Origin of the sequence: Oryzibacillus soli, assembly GCF_051594765.1 — a bacterium.
Taxonomy (GTDB): Bacteria; Bacillota; Bacilli; order Paenibacillales; family NBRC-103111; genus Paenibacillus_AR.
This window is the reverse complement of sequence record NZ_JBPPGJ010000028.1, coordinates 39,609-61,550: the sequence shown is the minus strand read 5'-3', so window position 1 is coordinate 61,550 and position 21,942 is coordinate 39,609. Positions and strand designations below refer to the sequence as shown.

The 21,942-nt window shown below is 57.0% G+C and carries 24 protein-coding genes, 2 rRNA genes and 1 other annotated feature (1 of these 27 cut by a window edge); of the genes, 25 read left to right on the top strand and 1 reads right to left on the bottom strand.

What is annotated here, in order from left to right:
- The 9 genes from ACSEXW_RS26405 to pssA all read left to right on the top strand — a co-directional run.
- Positions 1-97: ribosomal RNA gene (locus tag ACSEXW_RS26405) — 23S ribosomal RNA — on the top strand; the annotation flags it as partial.
- A 49-nt stretch (positions 98-146) separates the two neighbouring features.
- Positions 147-263, top strand: a 5S ribosomal RNA gene (gene rrf / locus ACSEXW_RS26400).
- A 344-nt stretch (positions 264-607) separates the two neighbouring features.
- On the top strand, positions 608-1,069 hold the full coding sequence (locus tag ACSEXW_RS26395; RefSeq protein ID WP_438449181.1) for a CtsR family transcriptional regulator: 462 nt from the start codon (positions 608-610) through the stop codon (positions 1,067-1,069).
- Between the two features lie 81 nt (positions 1,070-1,150).
- On the top strand, positions 1,151-1,666 hold the full coding sequence (gene mcsA, locus ACSEXW_RS26390) for a protein-arginine kinase activator protein McsA (RefSeq protein WP_438449180.1): 516 nt from the start codon (positions 1,151-1,153) through the stop codon (positions 1,664-1,666).
- Between the two features lie 18 nt (positions 1,667-1,684).
- Positions 1,685-2,746: a protein-arginine kinase McsB gene (mcsB, locus tag ACSEXW_RS26385; protein ID WP_438449179.1), complete on the top strand. Its 1,062-nt coding sequence runs from the start codon at positions 1,685-1,687 to the stop codon at positions 2,744-2,746.
- 28 nt (positions 2,747-2,774) lie between these two features.
- Positions 2,775-5,216, top strand: a complete 2,442-nt coding sequence (gene clpC / locus ACSEXW_RS26380; protein ID WP_438449178.1) for an ATP-dependent protease ATP-binding subunit ClpC — start codon at positions 2,775-2,777, stop codon at positions 5,214-5,216.
- 147 nt (positions 5,217-5,363) lie between these two features.
- Positions 5,364-6,734: a DNA repair protein RadA gene (radA, locus tag ACSEXW_RS26375; RefSeq protein ID WP_438449177.1), complete on the top strand. Its 1,371-nt coding sequence runs from the start codon at positions 5,364-5,366 to the stop codon at positions 6,732-6,734.
- A gap of 21 nt (positions 6,735-6,755) precedes the next feature.
- Positions 6,756-7,835 carry a DNA integrity scanning diadenylate cyclase DisA gene (disA, locus tag ACSEXW_RS26370; RefSeq protein WP_438449176.1) on the top strand — a complete coding sequence of 360 codons (1,080 nt, stop codon included), beginning with the start codon at positions 6,756-6,758 and terminating at the stop codon, positions 7,833-7,835.
- A gap of 97 nt (positions 7,836-7,932) precedes the next feature.
- Positions 7,933-8,679, top strand: coding sequence for a CDP-diacylglycerol--serine O-phosphatidyltransferase (gene pssA / locus ACSEXW_RS26365; RefSeq protein ID WP_438449175.1), 747 nt, complete (start codon positions 7,933-7,935; stop codon positions 8,677-8,679).
- A gap of 87 nt (positions 8,680-8,766) precedes the next feature.
- Here pssA and ACSEXW_RS26360 read toward each other — a convergent pair whose 3' ends face one another.
- Positions 8,767-9,162, bottom strand: a complete 396-nt coding sequence (locus ACSEXW_RS26360) for a nucleoside triphosphate pyrophosphohydrolase family protein (RefSeq protein ID WP_438449174.1) — start codon at positions 9,160-9,162, stop codon at positions 8,767-8,769.
- A gap of 150 nt (positions 9,163-9,312) precedes the next feature.
- Between ACSEXW_RS26360 and ACSEXW_RS26355 the strand changes: the two genes are divergently transcribed.
- From ACSEXW_RS26355 to rplA, 16 genes are all read left to right on the top strand, one after another.
- A complete protein-coding gene (locus ACSEXW_RS26355; protein WP_438449173.1) occupies positions 9,313-10,401 on the top strand; it encodes a PIN/TRAM domain-containing protein in 1,089 nt (362 codons plus the stop codon).
- A gap of 100 nt (positions 10,402-10,501) precedes the next feature.
- Positions 10,502-11,188, top strand: a complete 687-nt coding sequence (gene ispD, locus ACSEXW_RS26350) for a 2-C-methyl-D-erythritol 4-phosphate cytidylyltransferase (RefSeq protein WP_438449172.1) — start codon at positions 10,502-10,504, stop codon at positions 11,186-11,188.
- Positions 11,189-11,201: 13 nt separating this feature from the next.
- Entirely contained in the window at positions 11,202-11,678 is a 477-nt protein-coding gene (gene ispF / locus ACSEXW_RS26345) for a 2-C-methyl-D-erythritol 2,4-cyclodiphosphate synthase (RefSeq protein WP_438449171.1), read from the top strand.
- 52 nt (positions 11,679-11,730) lie between these two features.
- The gene (gltX, locus tag ACSEXW_RS26340; protein ID WP_438449170.1) at positions 11,731-13,191 is read left to right on the top strand and encodes a glutamate--tRNA ligase; all 1,461 of its coding nucleotides are present in this window, start codon (positions 11,731-11,733) and stop codon (positions 13,189-13,191) included.
- A gap of 360 nt (positions 13,192-13,551) precedes the next feature.
- Positions 13,552-14,223 carry a serine O-acetyltransferase gene (gene cysE, locus ACSEXW_RS26335; protein WP_438449169.1) on the top strand — a complete coding sequence of 224 codons (672 nt, stop codon included), beginning with the start codon at positions 13,552-13,554 and terminating at the stop codon, positions 14,221-14,223.
- Complete coding sequence (gene cysS / locus ACSEXW_RS26330; protein WP_438449168.1) at positions 14,204-15,601, top strand: cysteine--tRNA ligase; 1,398 nt, start codon at positions 14,204-14,206, stop codon at positions 15,599-15,601. The genes cysE and cysS overlap by 20 nt, the downstream gene beginning before the upstream one ends.
- 4 nt (positions 15,602-15,605) lie before the next feature.
- The gene (locus tag ACSEXW_RS26325; protein ID WP_438449167.1) at positions 15,606-16,046 is read left to right on the top strand and encodes a Mini-ribonuclease 3; all 441 of its coding nucleotides are present in this window, start codon (positions 15,606-15,608) and stop codon (positions 16,044-16,046) included.
- Between the two features lie 47 nt (positions 16,047-16,093).
- The gene (rlmB, locus tag ACSEXW_RS26320; RefSeq protein ID WP_438449166.1) at positions 16,094-16,837 is read left to right on the top strand and encodes a 23S rRNA (guanosine(2251)-2'-O)-methyltransferase RlmB; all 744 of its coding nucleotides are present in this window, start codon (positions 16,094-16,096) and stop codon (positions 16,835-16,837) included.
- A 15-nt stretch (positions 16,838-16,852) separates the two neighbouring features.
- Entirely contained in the window at positions 16,853-17,368 is a 516-nt protein-coding gene (locus ACSEXW_RS26315; RefSeq protein WP_438449165.1) for an NYN domain-containing protein, read from the top strand.
- A gap of 138 nt (positions 17,369-17,506) precedes the next feature.
- Positions 17,507-18,154: an RNA polymerase sporulation sigma factor SigH gene (sigH, locus tag ACSEXW_RS26310; protein WP_438449164.1), complete on the top strand. Its 648-nt coding sequence runs from the start codon at positions 17,507-17,509 to the stop codon at positions 18,152-18,154.
- 146 nt (positions 18,155-18,300) lie between these two features.
- Positions 18,301-19,224 carry an AraC family transcriptional regulator gene (locus tag ACSEXW_RS26305; RefSeq protein WP_438449182.1) on the top strand — a complete coding sequence of 308 codons (924 nt, stop codon included), beginning with the start codon at positions 18,301-18,303 and terminating at the stop codon, positions 19,222-19,224.
- 292 nt (positions 19,225-19,516) lie between these two features.
- Positions 19,517-19,666, top strand: a complete 150-nt coding sequence (rpmG, locus tag ACSEXW_RS26300; RefSeq protein ID WP_438449163.1) for a 50S ribosomal protein L33 — start codon at positions 19,517-19,519, stop codon at positions 19,664-19,666.
- Between the two features lie 21 nt (positions 19,667-19,687).
- Positions 19,688-19,900, top strand: coding sequence for a preprotein translocase subunit SecE (secE, locus tag ACSEXW_RS26295; RefSeq protein WP_438449162.1), 213 nt, complete (start codon positions 19,688-19,690; stop codon positions 19,898-19,900).
- Positions 19,901-19,914: 14 nt separating this feature from the next.
- Positions 19,915-20,448 (top strand): transcription termination/antitermination protein NusG, encoded by a 534-nt coding sequence (gene nusG / locus ACSEXW_RS26290; protein WP_438449161.1) that lies wholly within the window; start codon positions 19,915-19,917, stop codon positions 20,446-20,448.
- A 179-nt stretch (positions 20,449-20,627) separates the two neighbouring features.
- Positions 20,628-21,053, top strand: a complete 426-nt coding sequence (gene rplK, locus ACSEXW_RS26285; RefSeq protein ID WP_438449160.1) for a 50S ribosomal protein L11 — start codon at positions 20,628-20,630, stop codon at positions 21,051-21,053.
- Positions 21,054-21,111: 58 nt separating this feature from the next.
- The gene (rplA, locus tag ACSEXW_RS26280) at positions 21,112-21,804 is read left to right on the top strand and encodes a 50S ribosomal protein L1 (protein WP_438449159.1); all 693 of its coding nucleotides are present in this window, start codon (positions 21,112-21,114) and stop codon (positions 21,802-21,804) included.
- 53 nt (positions 21,805-21,857) lie between these two features.
- Positions 21,858-21,942: a sequence feature (ribosomal protein L10 leader region), on the top strand (it continues 67 nt past the right edge of the window).

The following is a 21,942-nucleotide window of genomic DNA, read 5'->3' as shown; positions in this document are numbered from 1 at the left end:
GTAAGACCCCTTGAAGACGACGAGGTTGATAGGCTGGGGGTGGAAGCGTGGCAACACGTGGAGCTGACCAGTACTAATCGGTCGAGGGCTTATCCATTGGTTTTCGGAAGTTTCGCATCCGGTTTTCAAGGTACAAACCTTGACTGTTTGGTGATAATGGCGGAGGGGAACCACGCGTTCCCATCTCGAACACGACCGTTAAGCCCTCCAGCGCCGATGGTACTTGGACCGCAGGGTCCTGGGAGAGTAGGACGTCGCCAAGCACTGAGAAGCCTCTAAGCATACTGCTTAGAGGCTTCTTTGTTTTGTGCGCGAGGTCCTACGCTGTAGAGTGTCCGAACCTACTCGTCGAGCAGCTTGAGAGGGGTCGGCCCGGAGTATGCTTAACGGGCTTCTGCAATAATTGGTCCGGCTCGAAACAGTAAGTCGGAGGTTTTTGGTATATACTTAGTAATGTGTTGTAACCGAGAGCTGTTGAAAATTGAAAAGTGCGATTATTCAAACCACTTGGCAAACGCCAAAAAAATGATTATAATGAATACAAGGTCAAAGAAAGTCAAAGTCAATACAAGATGACCATGACGTCGTGGAGGATAGGGGATGAGGGATGAGAAATATTTCGGAACTCATAGAGCAGTACCTGAAGCGCATTCTGCAGCAAAGTCCTGGCGGCGTGATTGAGATTCAGCGCAATGACCTGGCGGATGAGTTTCAATGCGTGCCCTCCCAAATCAATTACGTCATCAGTACCCGATTTACCCTGGAGAAGGGCTACATTGTCGAGAGCAAACGCGGCGGTGGCGGCTACATCCGGATCCAGAAGGTGGAGCTCTCCTCGAGGGGGCAGATTCTGGACCACATCTTCCGGACGATCGGGGACCAAATTGACCAGACCAGCGCCGAAGGACTTGTCTATCAGTTGGAGGAAGGGGACCAAATCTCGTGTCGCGAGGCGAATCTCATCCGGGCCGCCATATCGAGGGACGTGCTCCAGCTTAAGCTTCCGATTCGGGATGAAGTCCGAGCCAAGCTGCTGAAGGCGATGCTGATCGCTTTGCTAAGTCCTTGAAGCTCATGCTTCCGATGTAAGTGTTGTTTCTTCGCTGCAAGCCGGCGAACAGTCACAAAACGCTTAGGAGGGCCAACGGAAATGATTTGCCAGGAATGCGGGAAAAAACCGGCTACGCTTCACTTCACCAAGATCGTGAACGGGGAGAAGACGGAATTTCACATCTGTGAATCCTGCGCCCGCGAGCGCGGGGAGATGATACCCGGTACGTCCGGGGGCTTCTCCATTCACAACCTGCTGTCAGGACTTCTGGACTTCGAGCCGGCTAACGCCGGCAGGGCCGCTAAGCCGACAGCCCCCCGGTGCGAGCATTGTGGACTCACCTACGCCCAATTCAGCAAGCTGGGGCGGTTCGGGTGCAGCGAATGCTATAAGTTTTTCGAGGATCGGTTGGATCCCTTGTTCAAGAGGGTGCACGGCAATACGTTCCACACCGGCAAGGTGCCGACGCGGACGGGCGGCAGAATCCAGCAGAAGCGTGAGATCGAACGGTTGAAGAAGGAACTGGTGCAGCGCGTGGAGCAGGAAGACTTCGAATCTGCAGCGCGAATCCGGGATCAGATCAAGGAGCTGGAACGCAACATTTCCGGCTTGTAAAAGGGAGGAATCCGAACGATGATTTCCCGTAAGTTCTTCGAGCGGGCGCTGACGGATTGGATGAAGGGCGACGGCCCCGAATCCGACATCGTCATCAGCAGCAGAGTACGGATTGCAAGGAATATGAGCGGGTACCCTTTCCCAATGCTCGCCACCAAGTCCCAATCCCAGGAGGTTCTGGAGAAGGTAGGCCAGGTGCTGCAGGCGGACGGGTTAGCGGAATGGGGATCCTTCGAATTCCTGACGCTCAATAACCTGAACGACTTGGAGAAGAAGGTGCTGGTGGAGAAGCATCTGATCAGCCCGAATCTGGCCAATGAATCACAGAACGGCGCCGTGCTCCTGAATGAATCGGAGTCGGTCAGCATTATGGTAAACGAAGAGGATCATCTCCGGATCCAGGTACTGTGTTCAGGCTTCCAGATCCGGGAAGCTTGGTCCATTGCCAACCGGGTTGACGATATATTTGAGAACCAATTGGAATACGCTTTTGATGAGAAGAGAGGCTTCCTGACCAGCTGCCCCACCAACGTGGGCACCGGCATCCGGGCTTCGGTCATGATCCATCTTCCCGCACTCGTCATGACCCAGCAGATCAACCGGATTCTGCAGGCCATTACGCAAGTCGGCTTGGCGGTCCGGGGCATCTATGGGGAAGGCAGCGAAGCGGTGGGGAATCTGTTCCAGATCTCCAACCAGATCACCTTGGGCCAATCGGAGGAGGAAATTCTCGATAATCTGTACGGTGTCGTCCGGCAGATCATCGAGCACGAGCGGTCTGCCCGCCAAGTGCTTGCTTCGGAGTCGAGAGCACGACTTCAGGACCGGGTCTGCAGGTCTTACGGGGTGCTGACACACGCCGTAATCATGGACTCCAAGGAAGCCGCCCAGCGGTTGTCCGATGTCCGGCTTGGCGCCGACTTGGGCATCCTGAAGGGAGTACCGCAGGCGGCCCTGAACGAGCTGCTCGTCATGACGCAGCCGGCCTTCCTGCAGCAGTTAACAGGAGAGAAGCTTTCAGCCGATGACCGGGATATCCGGAGAGCGGAGCTGATCCGCAGCCGTCTGGCTCAAAGATAAAAGTTCATACCATTTGGAGGTGTTTCATATGATGTTTGGCAGATTTACGGAACGCGCACAGAAGGTGTTGGCCTTGGCCCAAGAAGAAGCCGTACGGCTCGGGCACAACAATATCGGGACGGAGCATATCCTGCTCGGTCTGATCAAGGAAGGTGAAGGCATTGCAGCCAAAGCGCTGATTTCCCTCGGTCTCGGACTCGAGAAGATCCAAGACGAGGTGGAATCCCTGATCGGCCGCGGTCAAGAGCAGCCCTCCAACATTGCATATACCCCCCGCGCCAAAAAAGTCATCGAGCTGTCGATGGACGAGGCCCGCAAGCTGGGCCACACCTACGTTGGCACCGAGCATATCCTGCTGGGCCTGATCCGCGAGGGTGAAGGCGTAGCGGCCCGCGTCCTGAACAACCTGGGGGTTAGCTTGAACAAGGCCCGCCAGCAGGTGCTGCAGCTGCTCGGCAGCAGCGAAGCCGTCTCCACCAGCCACGGCACGCCGTCGAACGTCAGCACCCCGACGCTGGACGGATTGGCCCGCGACCTGACCTCCATTGCCAAGGAAGGCAACCTGGATCCGGTAATTGGCCGCAGCAAGGAAATCGAACGCGTCATTCAGGTGCTGAGCCGCCGTACCAAGAACAACCCGGTACTGATCGGGGAGCCCGGCGTCGGCAAGACCGCCATCGCGGAGGGCTTGGCCCAGAAGATCGTTCAGAATGAAATTCCGGAGACCCTGCGCGACAAGCGCGTTATGACCCTCGATATGGGCTCTGTCGTAGCGGGCACGAAGTATCGCGGCGAATTCGAGGACCGTCTGAAAAAGATCATGGATGAGATCCGCCAAGCGGGCAACATCATCCTCTTTATCGACGAGCTGCACACGCTGATCGGGGCAGGCGGTGCCGAAGGCGCCATCGACGCCTCCAATATCCTGAAGCCGGCTCTGGCCCGCGGCGAGCTCCAGTGCATCGGCGCCACCACGCTGGACGAATATCGTAAATACATTGAGAAGGATGCCGCCTTGGAACGGCGCTTCCAGCCCATCACAGTCGATCAGCCTACTCCGGAGGAGGCCATCCAGATTCTGTACGGTCTGCGTGACCGCTACGAGGCCCATCACCGGGTGAAGATCTCCGATGATGCCGTGCAGCAAGCCGTCAAGCTGTCGGATCGCTACATTACCGACCGATTCCTCCCGGACAAGGCGATCGACCTGATCGACGAGGCCTGCTCCAAGGTCCGCTTGAAGTCCTACACCGTACCGCCCAGCTTGAAGCAGCTGGAGCAGAAGCTGGAGGACGTCCGCAAGGAGAAGGATTCCGCCGTTCAGAGCCAGGAATTCGAGAAGGCCGCGGCACTCCGCGACACCGAGCAGAAGCTTCGCGAAGAGCTGGAATCCACGAAGAACGAGTGGAAGGAAAAGCAGGGCCGCACCGATTCCGAGGTGACTCCGGACGACATCGCCCAGATCGTGGCGAGCTGGACCGGCATCCCGGTCCGCAAGCTGGCGGAGGAGGAGACCGAGCGTCTGCTGAAGATGGAAGAGATCCTCCACGACCGCGTCATCGGCCAAGATGAAGCCGTCAAAGCCGTCAGCCGTGCCATCCGCCGTGCCCGCGCCGGCCTGAAGGATCCGAAGCGTCCGATAGGCTCCTTTGTCTTCCTGGGTCCGACCGGCGTCGGCAAGACCGAGCTGGCCCGTGCCTTGGCTGAAGCGATGTTCGGCGATGAGAACGCCGTGATCCGCATCGACATGTCGGAGTACATGGAGAAGCACTCCACCTCCCGTCTGGTCGGAGCGCCTCCGGGATACGTGGGCTACGAGGAAGGCGGCCAGTTGACCGAGAAGGTTCGCCGCAAGCCGTATTCCGTCGTCCTCCTGGACGAAATCGAGAAAGCCCATCCGGAAGTGTTCAACATCCTGCTGCAGGTGCTGGAGGACGGCCGTCTGACTGACTCCAAGGGCCGCACGGTAGACTTCCGCAACACACTGATCATCATGACTTCCAACGTGGGCGCCGATGCGATCAAGAAGCAGACGTCCCTGGGCTTCACAGCCGGCAATGACGCCGGCCGTGAATACAACAACATGAAGGATAAGGTCATGGGCGAGCTGAAGAAAAACTTCCGTCCCGAGTTCCTGAACCGGATCGATGAGATCATCGTGTTCCACTCCCTGGACGAAGAGCATATTGCCCGTATCGTCACCCTGATGGCTGACGAACTGCTGAAGCGCCTGAAGGAGCAAGAGGTGGAGTTCACGCTGACCGATTCCGCCAAGAAGTTCCTGGCGAAGGAAGGCTTCGACCCGACCTTCGGCGCAAGACCGCTGCGCCGGGCCATCCAGAAGCACATCGAGGACCGTCTGTCGGAGGAGCTTCTGAAGGGCAACATCAATAAAGGCGACAGCCTGACGATTGATGAGAAGGAAGGCGAGCTGGTGGTGCTCCGCAACCAGGGCGCCGCCGCCGAATAAACCGCTGGTGAATGAAGATCGTCCCGAACCCTTCTGAAGGGTTCGGGACTTTTTGTGTCTTCCCGTGCTGTTAATAGACGCGACCGCCCAAAAATGGTAAAGTTAAGTTTACGACACCTGCATCGGATTAAGGAGCAATCGATCTCCATGGCCAAGACCAAGACCAAATTCAGCTGCACCGAGTGCGGCTACGAAACCCCCAAATGGATGGGCAAATGCCCGGGCTGCCAAGGCTGGAACACCTTCGTCGAAGAGGTGGAGTCGGTGGTCCGCACACCGGGTTTGTCGGGTGCCGCATTCCAAACGCAAGAAAAACCGACCTCCATCATACATATAGAAAGTGCGAAAGAACCGCGGATCACCACGGACAACCAAGAGTTGAACCGGGTGCTGGGCGGAGGCGTAGTCCCGGGCTCCCTCATTCTGGTCGGCGGCGATCCGGGAATCGGCAAGTCTACGCTGCTTCTGCAGACCTCCTTCGAGCTGACGAAGAAGGAGCTGAAGGTGCTGTACATATCGGGAGAGGAATCGACGCGGCAGACCAAGCTCCGGGCAGACCGGCTGGGTGCCATGTCACCGCTCCTATACGTGCTGTGCGAGACCAACATCGAGTCTATCATGAACGCCATCGATCAGGTGGAGCCGGATTTCCTCGTCATTGACTCGATTCAGACCGTATTCCATCCTGCCATCGCTTCGGCGCCGGGTAGTGTTTCCCAAGTTCGGGAATGTACGGCACACTTTATGCGAATAGCTAAGATGAAGGGAATCGCCACGGTTCTGGTGGGTCATGTCACCAAGGAGGGGGCCATTGCGGGTCCCAGGCTTCTGGAGCACATGGTGGACTGTGTGCTGTACTTCGAAGGGGAGCGCCACCATACCTACCGGGTGCTGCGGGCGGTGAAGAACCGCTTCGGCTCCACCAATGAGATCGGCATCTTCGAGATGCGCGAGACGGGACTGGTGGAGGTCAATAACCCGTCGGAGCTGTTCCTCTCGGAACGCCCTTTGGGAGTAGCCGGCTCCACGGTGGTGGCCAGCATGGAGGGAACGCGTCCGGTTCTGGTGGAGCTGCAGGCACTGGTCAGTCCCACCAACTTCCCGTCCCCCAGGAGAATGGCCACGGGCTTCGACCATAACCGGCTGTCCATGATCATAGCGGTGTTGGAGAAAAGGAACGGCCTGTTCCTGCAGACGCAGGACGTCTATCTGAACGTAGCGGGCGGCGTTAAGCTGGATGAGCCCGCGGCGGATCTGGCCGTAGCCATCAGCGTGGCATCCAGCTTCCGAGACACGCCGACGCAGCCCTTCGACGCGGCATTCGGCGAGATCGGACTGACGGGTGAGGTGCGAGGCGTATCACGGGTGGACCAGCGTGTGAACGAAGCGGTGAAGCTGGGGTTCAAGAGAATCATCCTGCCGGAGAAATCCTTGAAGGGCTGGACGCCGCCCAAGCAGGTTCAAATTATCGGAGTGAGCACGGTGCAGGAAGCCCTGGCCGCGGCACTGAACCGTTAAACGGAAGAGGGGAGGGTTCCCATGGGTAAGGATGAGGAGAAACAGGACTTGATGAGCAAGCTGCTTCAGATGGTGGCGCCGGGAACGGCCTTCCGGGACGGACTCGAAAATGTGCTGCGCGCCAAGACCGGCGCGCTGATCGTCGTGGGCTACAGCCCGGACCTGATGGACATTGTGGACGGAGGATTTTCCATTAACTGCGAGTTCTCGCCCAATCACCTGTATGAGCTGGCCAAGATGGACGGGGCCATCATTCTGAGCGAAGATATCCGCCGGATTCTGTATGCGAATACGCAGCTGATCCCGGATCCGACCATCTCCTCCTCGGAGACAGGCATTCGTCACCGGACCGCCGAGAGGGTGGCGAAGCAAACCGGCAAGCTGGTAGTCTCCATCTCTCAACGCCGGAATGTCATCACCTTGTACCAGGGAACCCTGCGCTATGCGCTTAAAGATATCGGGGTCATTCTGACGAAGGCGAATCAGGCCATTCAGACCCTGGAGAAGTACAAGACCGTTCAGGACCAGGCCTTAACCAACCTGGGGGCCTCCGAGTTTGAAGAATTGGTGACGGTCCATGATGTTTGTAATGTTCTGCAACGCATTGAGATGGTGCTGCGTATAAAAGGAGAGATCAAGCGTTACATTAACGAGCTCGGTACCGAGGGACGCTTGATCAGCATGCAGCTGGAAGAATTGGTCGGCAACACGGAGTATGAGATGCTTCTCTTACTGAAAGACTATGCAAGAGACCCATCGGACGAGAAAATCAAGGAAATTCGCATGGCCTTAAAACGGTTGAGCTCCGACGAGATCCTGGACCAGCATGATTTGGCAAGGCTTCTGGGGTATCCGCATTCTAATTCCATGCTGGAGGAGCAGCTGTCTCCCCGCGGTTACCGGGTGCTCAACAAGATTCCGAGACTGCCTTCCATCATCATCGCCAACCTGGTGGAGAAGTTCGAATACCTGCCCCACATGGTCATGGCGACCATCGAGGAATTGGATGAAGTTGACGGTATAGGCGAGGTGCGGGCCCGCGCCATCAAGGAAGGTTTAAAGCGGATACAGGATCAAGTATTCATTGACAGACATATTTAAATTGCATACAATCATGAAGTAGTGAATGGGGTTTGTGAAGAAATCGTAAAAGATTCCTGATGGCTTCATCGAATCTTTACAAAACGAGGTGGCGGCATTGATTAGAAAATCCGTTCCCAACATGTTCACGATCGGGAACCTGTTCTTGGGAATACTCGCGATTATACTTGTCTTCAACGACTATCCGGCACTGGCTGCCATCATGGTCATCGTGGCCATGCTGTGCGACGGATTGGACGGACGAGTTGCCCGCGCATTGAATGCTCAATCGGAATTCGGCAAAGAACTGGACTCTCTGTCCGATGTCATATCCTTCGGTGTAGCACCGGCTTTCATCATGTATGTGGTTGGCTTCCAGAACATCAATGAGCCTACGGCTTGGATCGTGACCGCCATCTTCCCGATATGCGGCGCGCTTCGTTTGGCCCGGTTCAATGTCATCGCCGGCACTCCTGGTTACTTCATCGGCCTGCCGATTCCGGCAGCCGGAGGCGTACTCTGCACCTTGGCCTTGTTCGCGCAGGACATGAATGAGATCGTGCTTCTCTTGAGCACCCTTCTTTTGTCCTACCTGATGGTCAGCACTGTGAAGTACCCGAACTTCAAGAAATTCGGCATTCCGAAGTCCGCGATTTGGGCTACGCCCATCGTGGTGATCGTGGCTGTGGTTCTGGCAATCAAGTTCCCGGAGCACCTGACCAAGCTGATCTTCATCCCGCTGGTTATCTATGCCCTGTACGGACTAAAAAAAAACGTTGAGCGTTTCGCTCGTTTGGACCGGATCGGCAAGCGCCGCAACCGCCATCTTCCGAAGGAAGAGCCGGTGAAGGAAACCAACGTGTAAGAGCCTAACAATTGCATATAAGCCCAAATAAAAAGCATTTATTTTCCGGGGAGGAAAATAAATGCTTTTTTATGCATCCGGCATGGATTATCGAATATTGAACAACCCGAGCGTAGAGCATTTGGCGGATTCCTGGGCGACGACCTTCTCCATATCCATATCGAGCAGGTTGCATAAGGAAGCCATGTAGAACAGATTCTTGCCGAGCTCGGAGGCGATGATCTCCTTGCAATGCTCACAAACCTGACCGTCCATGTGGGTATCGAGCTGATTCTTGGCCTGCTCCAGCGTCATCTCCGACGTGTAGTGCTGCTTGGACGCGTGCACTTCAATGCATCCGCATTCCGTGATGGACTTCACGACGGCACGGTTGGCCGCAGCGTTGGACTGCTGGAATTTGGACAAGACATCCAGCATGCTGCGATGGCGGAGCAACAAGGCGGAGACTTGATCCTGGAATTCCTTCAGGCTTAATGTGCTCATACAGTCACCTCGGGGACTTTCCTCGGGAAGAGGTTATTTTTCCCCATTATATAGCAAGCCCCTTCACAATTCAATTTGGCGTTTCCTGGGGGGCAGGGCACGTTTAGGCCGTTGGAAATTGGTTCATACTGGTAGCAGGAGGTGAATGTTATGAAAAAATGGTTTCAACTGCTGGCCGTGATCGTTGGAGCGGCTCTAGGCTATGAATGGAATACCGGAGGTAACGCGCCTGCGGCGAGAATCCTTCAGGAGCTGCCGGGAACGGGCGGAATCCAGGGTCCGGTCATCTGGACGATGCTAGCCGGAGCGGCAGCAGGATTAGTGGTGGTGCAAGTGGCGGACACGGTGGGCCGCAGATGGGTCCGCCTTGGAGAGGATTACATGGTCCGAACTCCCCTGTCCCACTTATTATCCGGGTTATTTGGGTTAATTCTGGGGCTTCTGGTATCCGTTATGGTCTTTCCCGCCTTGGGGAATATGGGAGCGGGCAGCTCGTTCCTGCCGGTAGTGGCGACAGGTCTTCTCGGTTATGCGGGCTTCCGGTTGGGGTACGCGAAGAAAGACGATCTTATCGGATTTTTTTCCAAATGGTCCTTGCCGAAGGACAAAGAGCCGGAAGCGGTGTCCCATGAGCAAAGCAAGATTCTGGATACCAGCGTCATCATTGACGGGCGGATCGCGGACATCTGCAAGACCGGCTTCATCGAAGGGACCCTGGTCATTCCCGAGTTCGTCTTGGAGGAGCTCCAGCACATCGCGGACTCCTCGGATCTCTTGAAGCGCAACCGAGGCCGCCGGGGGCTCGATATTCTGAACAAGATTCAGAAGGAACTGGACGTGAAGGTTCTGATCTACGAGGGTGACTTCGAAGAGATCTCTGAAGTGGACAGCAAGCTGGTCCGGCTGGCTAAGCTGCTCCGCGGCAAGGTGATCACCAACGACTTCAACCTGAACAAGGTGTGCGAGCTGCAGGGAGTCTCGGTGCTGAACATCAATGATCTGGCCAATGCGGTCAAGCCCGTGGTGCTTCCCGGCGAGGAGATCGTGGTTCAGGTCATCAAGGACGGCAAGGAGCACGGCCAGGGCGTGGCGTACCTGGATGACGGCACGATGATCGTCGTGGAGGGCGGCCGGGATTACATCGGCACCACCATGGAGGTCATGGTGACCAGCGTCCTGCAGACCTCCGCGGGCCGGATGATCTTCGCCAAGCCGAAACTGTTGGAAAAAGCTCAATAAAACGGTATAGTAATAATAATGGATAAACGTGGAGATTGCGCTTGCGCAATCTCCTTCGTTCGATTGTACGATTCATGGGGCTAATAGCGGAGGTTGGAGGATGGGACAAGTCGGAGTGGTCGTCGTCGCTGCCGGAAGAGGAACGCGGATGGGCGGGGCCGTCAGCAAGCAGTATTTGCCCTTGGCCGGGAAGCCGGTGCTGGTCCATACGCTGGAGGCTTTCGAAGCTATGGAGGCCGTAGATACGGTCGTATTGGTTATTGGGGCAGGGGACGAGGAACGATGCCGGAATTATGTGGACCAATATGGGCTGAGCAAGGTTACGGCGGTTCTGACCGGCGGGCCGGAGCGTCAATCCTCGGTCTATCTGGGGCTCCAGGCGCTGGACCCGGAGGTGGAATGGGTGCTGGTGCATGACGGGGTCCGCCCCTTCATTACCGAGCGGGATACCCTGGCGTGCCTGGAAGGGGCCCGTACCTACGGGGCTGCTGTGCTGGCTGTGCCGGCTAAGGATACGGTTAAGATCGTCGGTGCCGGCGGCAGGATCGAATCGACCCCTGACCGGAAGACCGTATGGGCAATCCACACACCGCAGGGGTTCCGGCTTTCGGAGCTGTTGGCTGCCCATGAGCTGGCCGAGCGGGAGGGCTACCTGGGCACCGACGATGCGATGCTCATGGAGCATGCGGGGCAGCCAGTCTATGTGGTGGAAGGCAGCTACGGCAACATCAAGCTTACGACTCCCGAGGACCTGGAGTGGGCGGAGTTCCGGCTGAAACAACGATAAAGGGGAGAAGCGGATGATACGGGTAGGACAAGGCTTCGACGTCCATCAGCTGGTAGAGGGGCGCAAGTGTATAATCGGCGGGGTGGACATTCCCTACGAGAAGGGTCTCTTGGGCCATTCCGATGCGGACGTGCTGCTGCACGCCATCACGGATGCCATTCTCGGTGCGCTGGGCAAGGGAGACATCGGCAAGCATTTCCCGGACACGGATCCGGCCTTCAAGGATGCAGACAGCCTGAAGCTGCTGCAGCACGTGTGGCGGCTGGGCAAGGGGATGGGGTACAAGCTGGGCAACCTGGATGCAACCATTATCGCCCAGAAGCCGAAGATGGCTCCGTATATCCCGCAGATGATCGAAGTGATCGCCGGCGTGCTGGATGCGGAGGCCGATCAGATCAACGTCAAGGCCACCACCACGGAGCAGTTGGGCTTCACCGGCCGTGGAGAGGGGATCGCGGCCCAGGCCGTCGTATGCCTTATCAAGAATTGAAGATTATGGTATGATCAGGTGAAATCATTCACAGAAGAGGGGTACCAGGAAGATGAATCAGGATGTACGCGTACGCTATGCTCCCAGTCCGACGGGGCATCTCCATATCGGCGGAGCCAGAACCGCCTTGTTCGATTATCTGATGGCACGCAAGCACGGCGGCCAATTCGTGGTCCGCTTCGAGGATACGGATCAGACCAGGCATAAGGAATCCGGGATCCAGGATCAGCTGGACGGACTCCGTTGGCTTGGACTGGAATGGGATGAAAGTGTCGATGTGGGCGGCCCCTATGCGCCTTACCGGCAGACGGAGCGCCTCCACTTGTATGCGCCTTATACGGACCAACTGCTGGCCTCCGGCCATGCTTATCACTGCTACTGCTCCGAGGAGGATCTAGAGAAGGAGCGTGCGGAGCAGGAGGCCCGGGGAGAGATGGGCGGCTACTCCGGCCGCTGCCGTCATCTGACGCCAGAGCAGGTGGAAGCCTTCCGGGCTGAGGGCCGCAAGCCATCCGTCCGCTTCAAGGTGCCGTCCGGACGGATCATTGCGTTCGAGGACCGGGTACGGGAGCATGTGGAATTCGAATCCGACGGAATCGGTGACTTCATCATCGAGCGTCCGGACGGCATGCCGACCTACAACTATGCCGTCGTGCTGGACGACGTCCTGATGAAGATCAATCTGGTGATCCGCGGGGAAGAGCACCTGTCCAATACGCCGCGCCAGATTTTGCTGTATGAGGCACTGGGGCTGCCGATACCGGAGTTCGCCCACCTGGCGCTCATCCTGAATGAAGACCGCAAGAAGATGAGCAAGCGGGACGAGACCGTCCTGCAGTTCATGAACCAATATGCGGAGTTGGGCTACATTCCGGAGGCCGTGCTGAATTTCATCGCCCTCCTGGGTTGGTCCCCGGTCGGCGAGCAGGAGATCTTCAGCAAGGAGGAACTGATCGAGCAGTTCGATCTGGGTCGCGTCTCCAAGTCCCCCGCCATCTTCGACACCCACAAGCTGAACCACTTGAGCAACGCCTATATGAAAAAAGCGGACCTCGACCGCGTGATCGGCCTCTGCGTGCCCCATCTGGTCAAGGCGGGCCTGGTGCCGGCTGAGCGTACCGCTGAAGAACAGGCTTGGGTAGAGAAGCTGGTGGCTCTCTACCAGGAGCAGCTGACCTACGGAGCGGAGATTGTGCCCCTGTCCTCCATGTTCTTCCGCGACGATGTGGAGATGGAGAACGAGGAGACCGCCGCCATCCTGAAGGAGGAGAGCGTGCCGGTGGTGCTGGGCGCCTTCTTGAGCAAGGTGGAGACGGCGCAGGACTTCGCACCGGAGACCATCGGAGCCATGCTGAAGGAAGTGCAGAAGGAAACCGGCTTCAAGGGCAAGCAGCTGTTCATGCCGACCCGTGTGGCGCTGACCGGCCAGATGCATGGACGGGACCTGAACCACACCATCCATCTCTTGGGCAAAGAAAAAGTGGCCGCCCGTCTTCGCCTCATATTGTCTTAAGACCCGAAGTTCCGTATAATGGAACCAATCTAGAACATGTCAAGGCTATGATCAGGAGAGTACAGGCAGCCAGGGTTTGTCAGAGAGGATGTCCTTCGCGCCGCAACCGCGGCCGTCGGCTGGGAGACATCCATACCCGCTGAATGGAAATGCACCTGGGAGCAGCGGATCGAACGGACTACCCGTAGACCCCGCCGGCCGGTTGCCGATATCAACCGTACAAGGGTAGGTCTTGCGTCCAGGAATGGACCCGGGCCATACCGAGCAGAGTGGGACCGCGTCACGAACGCCTCTGCAGCCTTATTACGGCTGCGGGGGCTTTTTTGCTTGCTGTAGAGTTCATGGGAGGGGGGAGCACGATTGTTCAGGACGATGAAAAGTGATGTGCAAGCGGTATTCGACAACGACCCGGCGGCCCGAAGCCGCTTCGAGGTGATCTGCACCTACTCGGGACTGCATGCCATATGGGCCCACCGGGTCGCCCATTGGCTCTACAAGAAGAAGCGCTACACGATCGCCCGCGTGATCTCCCAAGCCAGCCGGTTCTTCACAGGAATCGAGATTCATCCAGGGGCGACGATTGGGCATCGGCTGTTCATCGACCACGGGATGGGCGTCGTGATCGGGGAAACCTGTGAGATCGGCGATGATGTGGTGCTGTACCAGGGGGTTACGCTGGGGGGTACCGGCAAAGAAAAAGGCAAGCGGCACCCCACCATCGGCAGCAATGTGGTCATCGCGTCCGGGGCTAAGGTCCTAGGCTCCTTCAAGGTCGGGGACAACTCCCGGATCGGCGCCAACGCCGTGGTGCTGTCGGAGGTTCCGGCCAACAGCACGGTAGTCGGCTTCAAGGCCCGCGTGGTGAAGCGGGATGGCATCCGGGTGGACCGGCTGGACCATGCCAGCCTGCCCGATCCGGTGGTGGATATGTTCCGCCACATGCAGGAGCAGATCGATGACCTGAAGCGGCTATTGGAAGAAGAGAAAAAACGAAACGGAGGCATCCAGCTTCATGACACTCAAAGTGTATAATACGATGCACAGAGCGAAGGAAACATTCGAGCCCCTCGAGCCCGGCAAAGTCCGGATGTACGTCTGCGGCCCGACGGTATATAACTATATCCACATCGGGAACGCGCGGCCGGTGATCTTCTTCGACGTGGTCCGGCGATACCTGGAATATACCGGCTACCGGGTCACTTATGTGGTGAACGTCACCGACGTGGACGACAAAATGATCCGCCGCGCCCAGGAGGAAGGCACCTCGGTACCAGAGGTGGCGGAGCGCTACATTCAGGCATTCCTGGAGGACAGCCGGGCGCTGGGCGTGAAGGAAACCCTGCACCCGAGAGTCACGGACAACATCCGGGAGATTGTGGACTTCATCCAAGGTCTGGTGGACAAAGGCTTCGCTTACCCGAGCGGCGGGGATGTGTACTTCAGCACGCTGAAATTCGCCGAGTACGGGAAGCTGTCCCAGCAGAATCTGGAGGAGCTGCAATTCGGCATCCGGATCGAGGTGGATGAGCGCAAGGAACATGCGGAGGATTTCGTGCTCTGGAAGGGTGCCAAGCCCGGCGAGATTGCTTGGCCCAGCCCGTGGGGCGACGGCCGCCCCGGCTGGCACATCGAATGCTCGGCGATGGCGAGGAAATACCTCGGTAACACCATCGACATTCACGGCGGCGGACAGGATCTGACCTTCCCTCACCACGAGTGTGAGGTGGCCCAGTCCGAGGCGTTGAATAATCAGCCCCTCGCGCGCTATTGGATGCACAACGGCTATCTGAACATGAACAACGAGAAGATGTCCAAGTCCATCGGCAACGTGCTCAATGTCCGCGACATTCTGGGCATCGCCAAGCCTCAGGAGTTCCGGTTCGTCATCCTGTCGACCCACTACCGGAACCCGCTGAATTACAACGACGAGGTGCTGGAGCAAGCCAAGAACGGTCTGGAGCGCTTGAACAACAGCGTGGCCAATGTGAAGCACCGCCTGTCCGCCGCGGCGGAAGGACCTGCCGACGATGAGGTGCTGGCCTTCACCGTCCGGGCCTCTGAGCAGTTCGTGGCCAAGATGGACGACGACTTCAACACCCCGGACGCCATCACCGCCATGTTCGAGCTGGTCAGCGACACGAACCGGTACTTGGGCCAGAACGAATCGGTAACGAAGGGCTCGCTGGAAGCCATTCTGCGGCTGTTCCAAGAGATGGACGGCGTATTGGGCATATTAACGGCAGAAGGCGAGGACCTGCTGGACGCGGAGATCGAGGCGCTGATCGCGGAGCGTGCGGAAGCCCGCAAGGCGAAGAACTGGGCCCGATCGGACGAGATCCGGGATCTTCTGACTGCCAAGGGCATCCTGCTGGAGGACACTCCCCAGGGCATGCGCTGGAAGAGGAAGTGACGTCATGTCCAACGACGGGAAAAGTCAGGCATTTTACTATCCGCCTCACAAGGAAGCGAGGCAGATGAACCCGCTGGCATTGGCCTATATGGGGGACGCCGTCTACGAGGTGTTCGTCCGGCAGTATGTGATCTCCCAGCCGAACCAGCGGCCGAACATTCTTCACAAGAGCTCTACCCGGTACGTGTCCGCCAAGGCTCAGGCCAAGGCTCTGGAGCGGCTGCTGCCCCTCTTGAGCGAGGAGGAGACGGAGTGGGTGAAGCGGGGGCGGAACGCCAAGTCCGGCACCTCGCCGAAGAACACGGATATTCTCGTTTACCGGCACAGCACGGCCTTCGAATGCCTGCTGGGCTGGCTTTTTTACACCGGACAGGCAGAGCGGATGGAAGAGCTGATGAGGCTTGCGGTCGATGAGGCCGGAAGCGATGTATTTTCCGGGAAATAGAACGTTGTCCTCTTGTGACAAGGGGACTTGAGGGGAATGAGGAAGGCATGGAAGAAGAATATATCGGAGGCAAACATTCCGTTACGGAAGCCATCCGTTCGGGCCGTACCGTGAATAAGATCTGGATTGCGGAGAACGCCCAGAAGCATTATGTGGGTCCCGTGCTGGCCGAGGCCAAGGCCGCGGGCATCATCGTCCAGACGGTGGACAAGCGCAAGCTGGACCAGATGGCGGGAGGCGTGTCCCACCAGGGCGTTGTGGCGCAGGTGGCGCCTTACGCATATGCGGAAGTGGAGGATCTGTTGGCGCGGGCCAGCGCCAAGGGAGAGCAGCCCTTCCTGATCATCTTGGACGAGATCGAGGACCCGCACAACCTGGGCTCCATCCTGCGGACCGCCGACTGTGCCGGCGTCCACGGCATCATCATCCCGAAGCGGAGATCCGTAGGGCTGACGGCCACGGTGTCCAAGATTTCTGCCGGGGCGGTGGAATACGTGCCGGTGGCCAAGGTGACGAATCTGTCCCAGACCATCAAGGAGCTGAAGGAAGCCGGGGTATGGGTGGTTGGAGCGGACGTGCATACGGACAAGTCTCTGTATGACGTGGATTTCCATATGCCGGTGGCCATCGTGATCGGGAATGAAGGCAAGGGCATGGGGCGCCTGGTCAAGGAAAGCTGCGACTTTAACGTCAAGCTTCCCATGCAGGGGCAGATCAATTCGCTGAATGCCTCAGTCGCGGCATCCATCTTCATGTACGAGGTGGTCCGGCAGCGCTTGTCCAAGCGGTAAGCCTGCGGGGCGCCCATGAAGGAATATCTGATCGTTGACGGGTACAACATTATCGGGGCCTGGCCCGAGCTGGCCAAGCTCCGGGACATCGAGCTGGAGCAGGCCCGGGACCGGCTCATCGACGCTCTGGCCGATTACCAGGCCTTCAGCGGCATGAAGGTGTATCTGGTGTTCGATGCCCATCAGGTCCCAGGCTTGGGCGGCAAGTACGAGCAGAGCAAGCTGGAGATTCTCTACACGAAGGAGAAGGAAACGGCGGATGAGCTGATCGAGCGGCTGACCCTGGGTCTCATCGGGCGGCGGCGCCACGTCTATGTGGCCACCTCGGACATGGCGGAGCAGAGCGTCGTCTTCGGCCAAGGGGCGTTCCGCCTGCCGGCCCGGGAATTGCTCGTGAAGGTGAAGCAATCCCAGCGGGAGGTCCGCGAGCGGATTGAGTCGAAGGTTTCCCTGAAGAAGAATTCGATCGACAGCAAACTGACGGAGGAGCAGAGAGCCCTGTTCGAAAAATGGCGCCGCGGAGGCTCCTGAAGAACGGCTCTCTTTCTTCCTCATCCACTTCTTTTCCAGATGGCGCTAGTTGACGATAATTCAAGGCATCATGTATACTAATCCTATCTTTGAAGTGCTAGGAAAAAGCCTTGCGGGGCTTGGCCGGAGGGGTTTTAAGTGAGTGTCGACCTCAATGAGTTGAGAAAGTCCGAATTAGAGCTCCGTTCCGACGAAGACAATGTCGAAGCCGTGCGGGAAGGCGATGCCGAAGCCCTGGAATACTTGATCAACAAGTATAAGAATTTTGTCCGGGCCAAAGCGCGCTCTTACTTCCTGATCGGTGCAGACCGTGAGGACATCGTGCAAGAGGGCATGATCGGGTTATACAAGTCCATCCGCGATTTCCGCGGGGACAAGCTGGCCTCCTTCAAGGCCTTCGCCGAGCTGTGCATCACCAGACAGATTATAACAGCCATCAAGACGGCCACCCGGCAGAAGCATATTCCCCTGAACTCTTACGTGTCCTTGGACAAGCCCATCTACGATGAGGATTCCGACCGCACCCTGCTGGACGTGATCTGCGGCTCCCGGGTTACCGATCCGGAGGAGCTGATCATCAACCAAGAGGAATTCAGCGGCTTGGAGGACAAGATGGGGGAGATTCTGAGCGATTTGGAGCGGCGCGTGCTGATGCTCTATCTCGACGGAAGATCCTATCAGGAGATTGCCGTGGATCTGGACCGTCATGTGAAATCCATCGACAACGCCTTGCAGCGCGTGAAGCGCAAATTGGAGCGATACCTGGAGATTCGCGATTTGCATTAGCATCTTTTCCGACTTGTGGAAGAGGTGCTTTTTTTATATCGGGCAAGCGGATGAAGAGAACGGGACGGTGTGCGGAAGTGGCGACGGAGGACAATCGAGGGCAAGGGGATGCCTTTCGGGAATATCAAGGGCGGATCCACAAGGTGATGGACTATATCGAGGCCAGGCTGGGGGAGCCGATGACGCTGGATGAGCTGGCGGGAGAAGCGGGATTCTCTAAATATCACTTTCACCGCATCTTCCAGGCGGGGACCGGAGAGACGCTCTTTGGCTGCATTCAACGGCTCCGATTGGAAAAAGGGGCGCGGCTGCTGGCTGCTAGCAGCCGGAAATCCGTGACGGAGGTTGCCCTGGAGACGGGCTTTGCCAGCTCCTCCGCCTTCGCGCGCAGCTTTAAGCAGCACTTCGGGGTTACCGCTACGGAATGGAGAAGCAAGGGCGGAAGCCGGGATGACCGCAATCTGGGTATACCGGACCGCAATCGGAGTGAAGAGCACCGCAACTGCGGGCAATCGTTTCCAGCCGCCAAGGTCTATATTGAATATGCAGGCCATATTCAAAGGTGGAAGGTGGAAATGGAAATGGAACAAACGCGTGTGGTGGAAGTCAAGGAGATCCCGGCTTGGACCGTGGCTTATGTTCGGTATGTCGGGCCCTACGCTGGGGATGGGGAGCTGTTCCAGCGTCTGAACGACAAGCTGATGAGATGGGCGGGAGCCCGGGGCTTGGTCCGGTTTCCGGAGAGTCGGCTGTTGAATGTGTACCATGACGATCCCGGAATTACGGAAGAAGAGAAGCTCAGGATCAGCGTCTGCCTGACCGTGCCGGAGGACACGGAGACGGACGGGGAGATCGGGAGGATGACCCTAGCTCCGGGCAAGTATGCTTTCGCCCGCTTCACGGTGGGAACGGACGGCTTCGGAGAGGCTTGGGCTTGGGTATACGGGCAGTGGCTGCCCCAGAGCGGCTACGAGCCGGACGACCGACTTTGCTTCGAGCTTTACCATGGGGGCCCGGATGCGGACGGTAAGTTTACGGTAGACATCTGCGTGCCGGTCAAGCCGGTGTGAGCTTGAAGGCCGGGGATCTTGCGGACGAATTGTCCGGAGGTCCCCGGTTTTTTCGCGTTGGTCCCATTGGTTATCCCCCGGCCGAATTGGGTTTATTTGTTTGACGGGTTGTCCATACTGATGGAATAACCGCGTGGATGGGTGGAACTGGATGTTCCGATTTGTCAATGCTTTCTTGACATGGTTTTTCCGTTGTGTTAAATTATTTTAGTGACCCTAAATTGTTATTGGCGTACGTCCCAGACAATCGGGGTTCTTTATTAGTTTAGGTTGTCTACGGGAGGTGTAAAACATGCGGGTTATCATTACTCTGGCTTGCACGAACTGCAAACAACGGAACTATACATCCAACAAGAACAAGCGGAACAACCCTGACCGCATGGAGTTGAAGAAGTATTGCAAGTTCTGCAATGAACAAACTCCACATCGCGAAACGCGGTAAGTAGTTTTTGGAGGTGTAGCCGTGGCTTTCATGGACAAAATGAAACGCGGCTTTGGTTCCACGTTCTCCTTCTTCGGAGATGCTTGGTCCGAGCTGCGGAAAGTCAAGTGGCCGTCCCGTAAGGAACTGACCAGCTACACGTTGGTGGTTATGGGTACGGTAGCGTTCGTTACCCTGTATTTTTATGTGCTCGATCTTGGCATCTCTGAACTGATCCGTTTGGTCATCGAGTAAAGGTGGCAGCGGACATGGAGAAGAGATGGTATGTCGTTCACACGTATTCAGGGTATGAGAACAAGGTGAAGACGAACTTGGAGAAGCGCGTCGAATCCATGAACATGCAGGACAAGATCTTCCGCGTTCTGGTTCCCACTGAGGAAGAAATTGTGAACAAGGACGGCAAGAAGAAGACAGTCCAGCGTAAGGTTTACCCGGGTTATGTGCTGGTGGAGATGATTCAGACCGACGAGTCGTGGTATGTCGTGCGGAACACGCCCGGCGTAACGGGGTTCGTAGGTTCGACGGGTTCGGGCTCCAAGCCGACCGCTCTGCTGCCGGAAGAAGTGGAAGCTATCTTGAAGCACATGGGCATGGAAGAACCGAAGCCGAAGATCGACTTCGAGCTGAAGGAGAACGTCCGTGTCAAAGTAGGGCCTTTTGCGAATTTCGTCGGTTCCGTAGAAGAGATTCTCACCGACAAGATGAAGCTGAAGGTTCATGTCAACATGTTCGGCAGGGAAACCCCGCTTGAGCTGGATTTCACTCAAGTGGAGAAAGTATAAATAAACCCGGTTTCGGGTTTATGATGACGGCGTTGCTATGATACACACGGCGGCGTGGTTTCTAAAAAGGGCCTATTCCGCAAGGGCAGGCTCGCATTTGCGGGGATCGTTCGCGAACTCCGCGGTGGGAGGGGCAGCACCCCATCTGTACCACATTACGGCAAGGAGGTGTCTCACACATGGCAAAAAAGGTTATCAAACTGGTTAAGCTTCAAGTTCCGGCAGGTAAAGCGAACCCGGCACCGCCTATCGGTCCGGCGCTCGGTCAAGCAGGCGTGAACATCATGGCATTCTGTAAAGAATTCAATGCTCGCACCGCCGACCAAGCAGGTCTGATCATTCCGGTGGTTATCACCGTATTCGAAGACCGTTCCTTCACCTTCGAAACCAAAACCCCGCCGGCAGCCGTTCTGCTTCGCGTAGCCGCTAACGTTCCGAAAGGATCTGGCGAGCCGAACAAGAAGAAAGTGGCAACCGTCAAGCGTTCGAAAGTTCGCGAGATCGCCGAGCAAAAAATGCCTGACCTGAACGCAGCATCCGTGGAAGCGGCTATGCGTATGGTTGAAGGTACTGCCCGCAGCATGGGCATCGTGATCGAAGACTAATCTTCGGATCGCACACAGTGGGAGGATATTCCGCTAATACCACATAGGAGGACTACCAATGCCGAAACACGGTAAGAAATACGCCGAAGCGGTCAAGAACGTCAATGCCGATGCATTGTACGAAGGCGCTGAAGCGGTTGAACTCGTGAAAAAAATGGCAACGGCCAAGTTCGACGAAACCGTAGAGGTTGCCGTACGACTGGGCGTTGACCCGAAGAAGCAAGACCAAGCGGTTCGCGGTGTGGTTGTATTGCCGCACGGAACTGGTAAGACGAAGCGCGTCCTCGTATTCGCCAAAGGTGACAAGGCCAAAGAAGCCGAAGCAGCCGGTGCGGATTTCGTAGGTGACGTAGACATGATCAACAAGATCCAGCAGGGCTGGTTCGAGTTCGACGTCTGCGTAGCGACTCCGGACATGATGAGCGAAGTTGGTAAACTGGGCCGTATCTTGGGTGGTAAAGGCTTGATGCCGAACCCCAAAGCCGGCACCGTAACCTTCGACGTAACCAAAGCTGTTCAGGAAATCAAAGCTGGTAAAATCGAGTACCGTCTCGACAAAGCTGGTCAAATTCACGCTCCTATCGGCAAAGTATCCTTCGATGCCGACAAGCTGAGCGAGAACCTGAAAGCCCTGATCGATGCACTCGTGCGCTCCAAGCCGGCTGCAGCGAAAGGTGTCTATCTGAAGGGTGCCGCTGTGTCCTCCACAATGGGCCCGAGCGTGAAGCTGAACATCAGCAGCTACCGCTAAGATCTGACATTTGACTTACGCGCCTTGATCATGGTAGTATGACCTAAGGTCTTTCAAATTGAATATGCTGACCGTAGACAGCAGGTGCCCATGGGCTTAATGTCCTGCCGAGGTGTTGTGATATAGATCGGATATGCT

Excerpts from the sequence above, each read along its gene's own strand:
- ACSEXW_RS26395 (WP_438449181.1), top strand. The coding sequence starts at position 608 with ATGAGAAATATTTCGGAACTCATAGAGCAGTACCTGAAGCGCATTCTG.
- mcsA (WP_438449180.1), top strand. The coding sequence starts at position 1,151 with ATGATTTGCCAGGAATGCGGGAAAAAACCGGCTACGCTTCACTTCACC.
- mcsB (WP_438449179.1), top strand. The coding sequence starts at position 1,685 with ATGATTTCCCGTAAGTTCTTCGAGCGGGCGCTGACGGATTGGATGAAG.
- clpC (WP_438449178.1), top strand. The coding sequence starts at position 2,775 with ATGATGTTTGGCAGATTTACGGAACGCGCACAGAAGGTGTTGGCCTTG.
- radA (WP_438449177.1), top strand. The coding sequence starts at position 5,364 with ATGGCCAAGACCAAGACCAAATTCAGCTGCACCGAGTGCGGCTACGAA.
- disA (WP_438449176.1), top strand. The coding sequence starts at position 6,756 with ATGGGTAAGGATGAGGAGAAACAGGACTTGATGAGCAAGCTGCTTCAG.
- ACSEXW_RS26360 (WP_438449174.1), bottom strand. The coding sequence starts at position 9,162 with ATGAGCACATTAAGCCTGAAGGAATTCCAGGATCAAGTCTCCGCCTTG.
- ACSEXW_RS26355 (WP_438449173.1), top strand. The coding sequence starts at position 9,313 with ATGAAAAAATGGTTTCAACTGCTGGCCGTGATCGTTGGAGCGGCTCTA.
- ispD (WP_438449172.1), top strand. The coding sequence starts at position 10,502 with ATGGGACAAGTCGGAGTGGTCGTCGTCGCTGCCGGAAGAGGAACGCGG.
- ispF (WP_438449171.1), top strand. The coding sequence starts at position 11,202 with ATGATACGGGTAGGACAAGGCTTCGACGTCCATCAGCTGGTAGAGGGG.
- gltX (WP_438449170.1), top strand. The coding sequence starts at position 11,731 with ATGAATCAGGATGTACGCGTACGCTATGCTCCCAGTCCGACGGGGCAT.
- cysS (WP_438449168.1), top strand. The coding sequence starts at position 14,204 with ATGACACTCAAAGTGTATAATACGATGCACAGAGCGAAGGAAACATTC.
- ACSEXW_RS26325 (WP_438449167.1), top strand. The coding sequence starts at position 15,606 with ATGTCCAACGACGGGAAAAGTCAGGCATTTTACTATCCGCCTCACAAG.
- rlmB (WP_438449166.1), top strand. The coding sequence starts at position 16,094 with ATGGAAGAAGAATATATCGGAGGCAAACATTCCGTTACGGAAGCCATC.
- ACSEXW_RS26315 (WP_438449165.1), top strand. The coding sequence starts at position 16,853 with ATGAAGGAATATCTGATCGTTGACGGGTACAACATTATCGGGGCCTGG.
- ACSEXW_RS26305 (WP_438449182.1), top strand. The coding sequence starts at position 18,301 with ATGGACTATATCGAGGCCAGGCTGGGGGAGCCGATGACGCTGGATGAG.
- rpmG (WP_438449163.1), top strand. The coding sequence starts at position 19,517 with ATGCGGGTTATCATTACTCTGGCTTGCACGAACTGCAAACAACGGAAC.
- nusG (WP_438449161.1), top strand. The coding sequence starts at position 19,915 with ATGGAGAAGAGATGGTATGTCGTTCACACGTATTCAGGGTATGAGAAC.
- rplK (WP_438449160.1), top strand. The coding sequence starts at position 20,628 with ATGGCAAAAAAGGTTATCAAACTGGTTAAGCTTCAAGTTCCGGCAGGT.
- rplA (WP_438449159.1), top strand. The coding sequence starts at position 21,112 with ATGCCGAAACACGGTAAGAAATACGCCGAAGCGGTCAAGAACGTCAAT.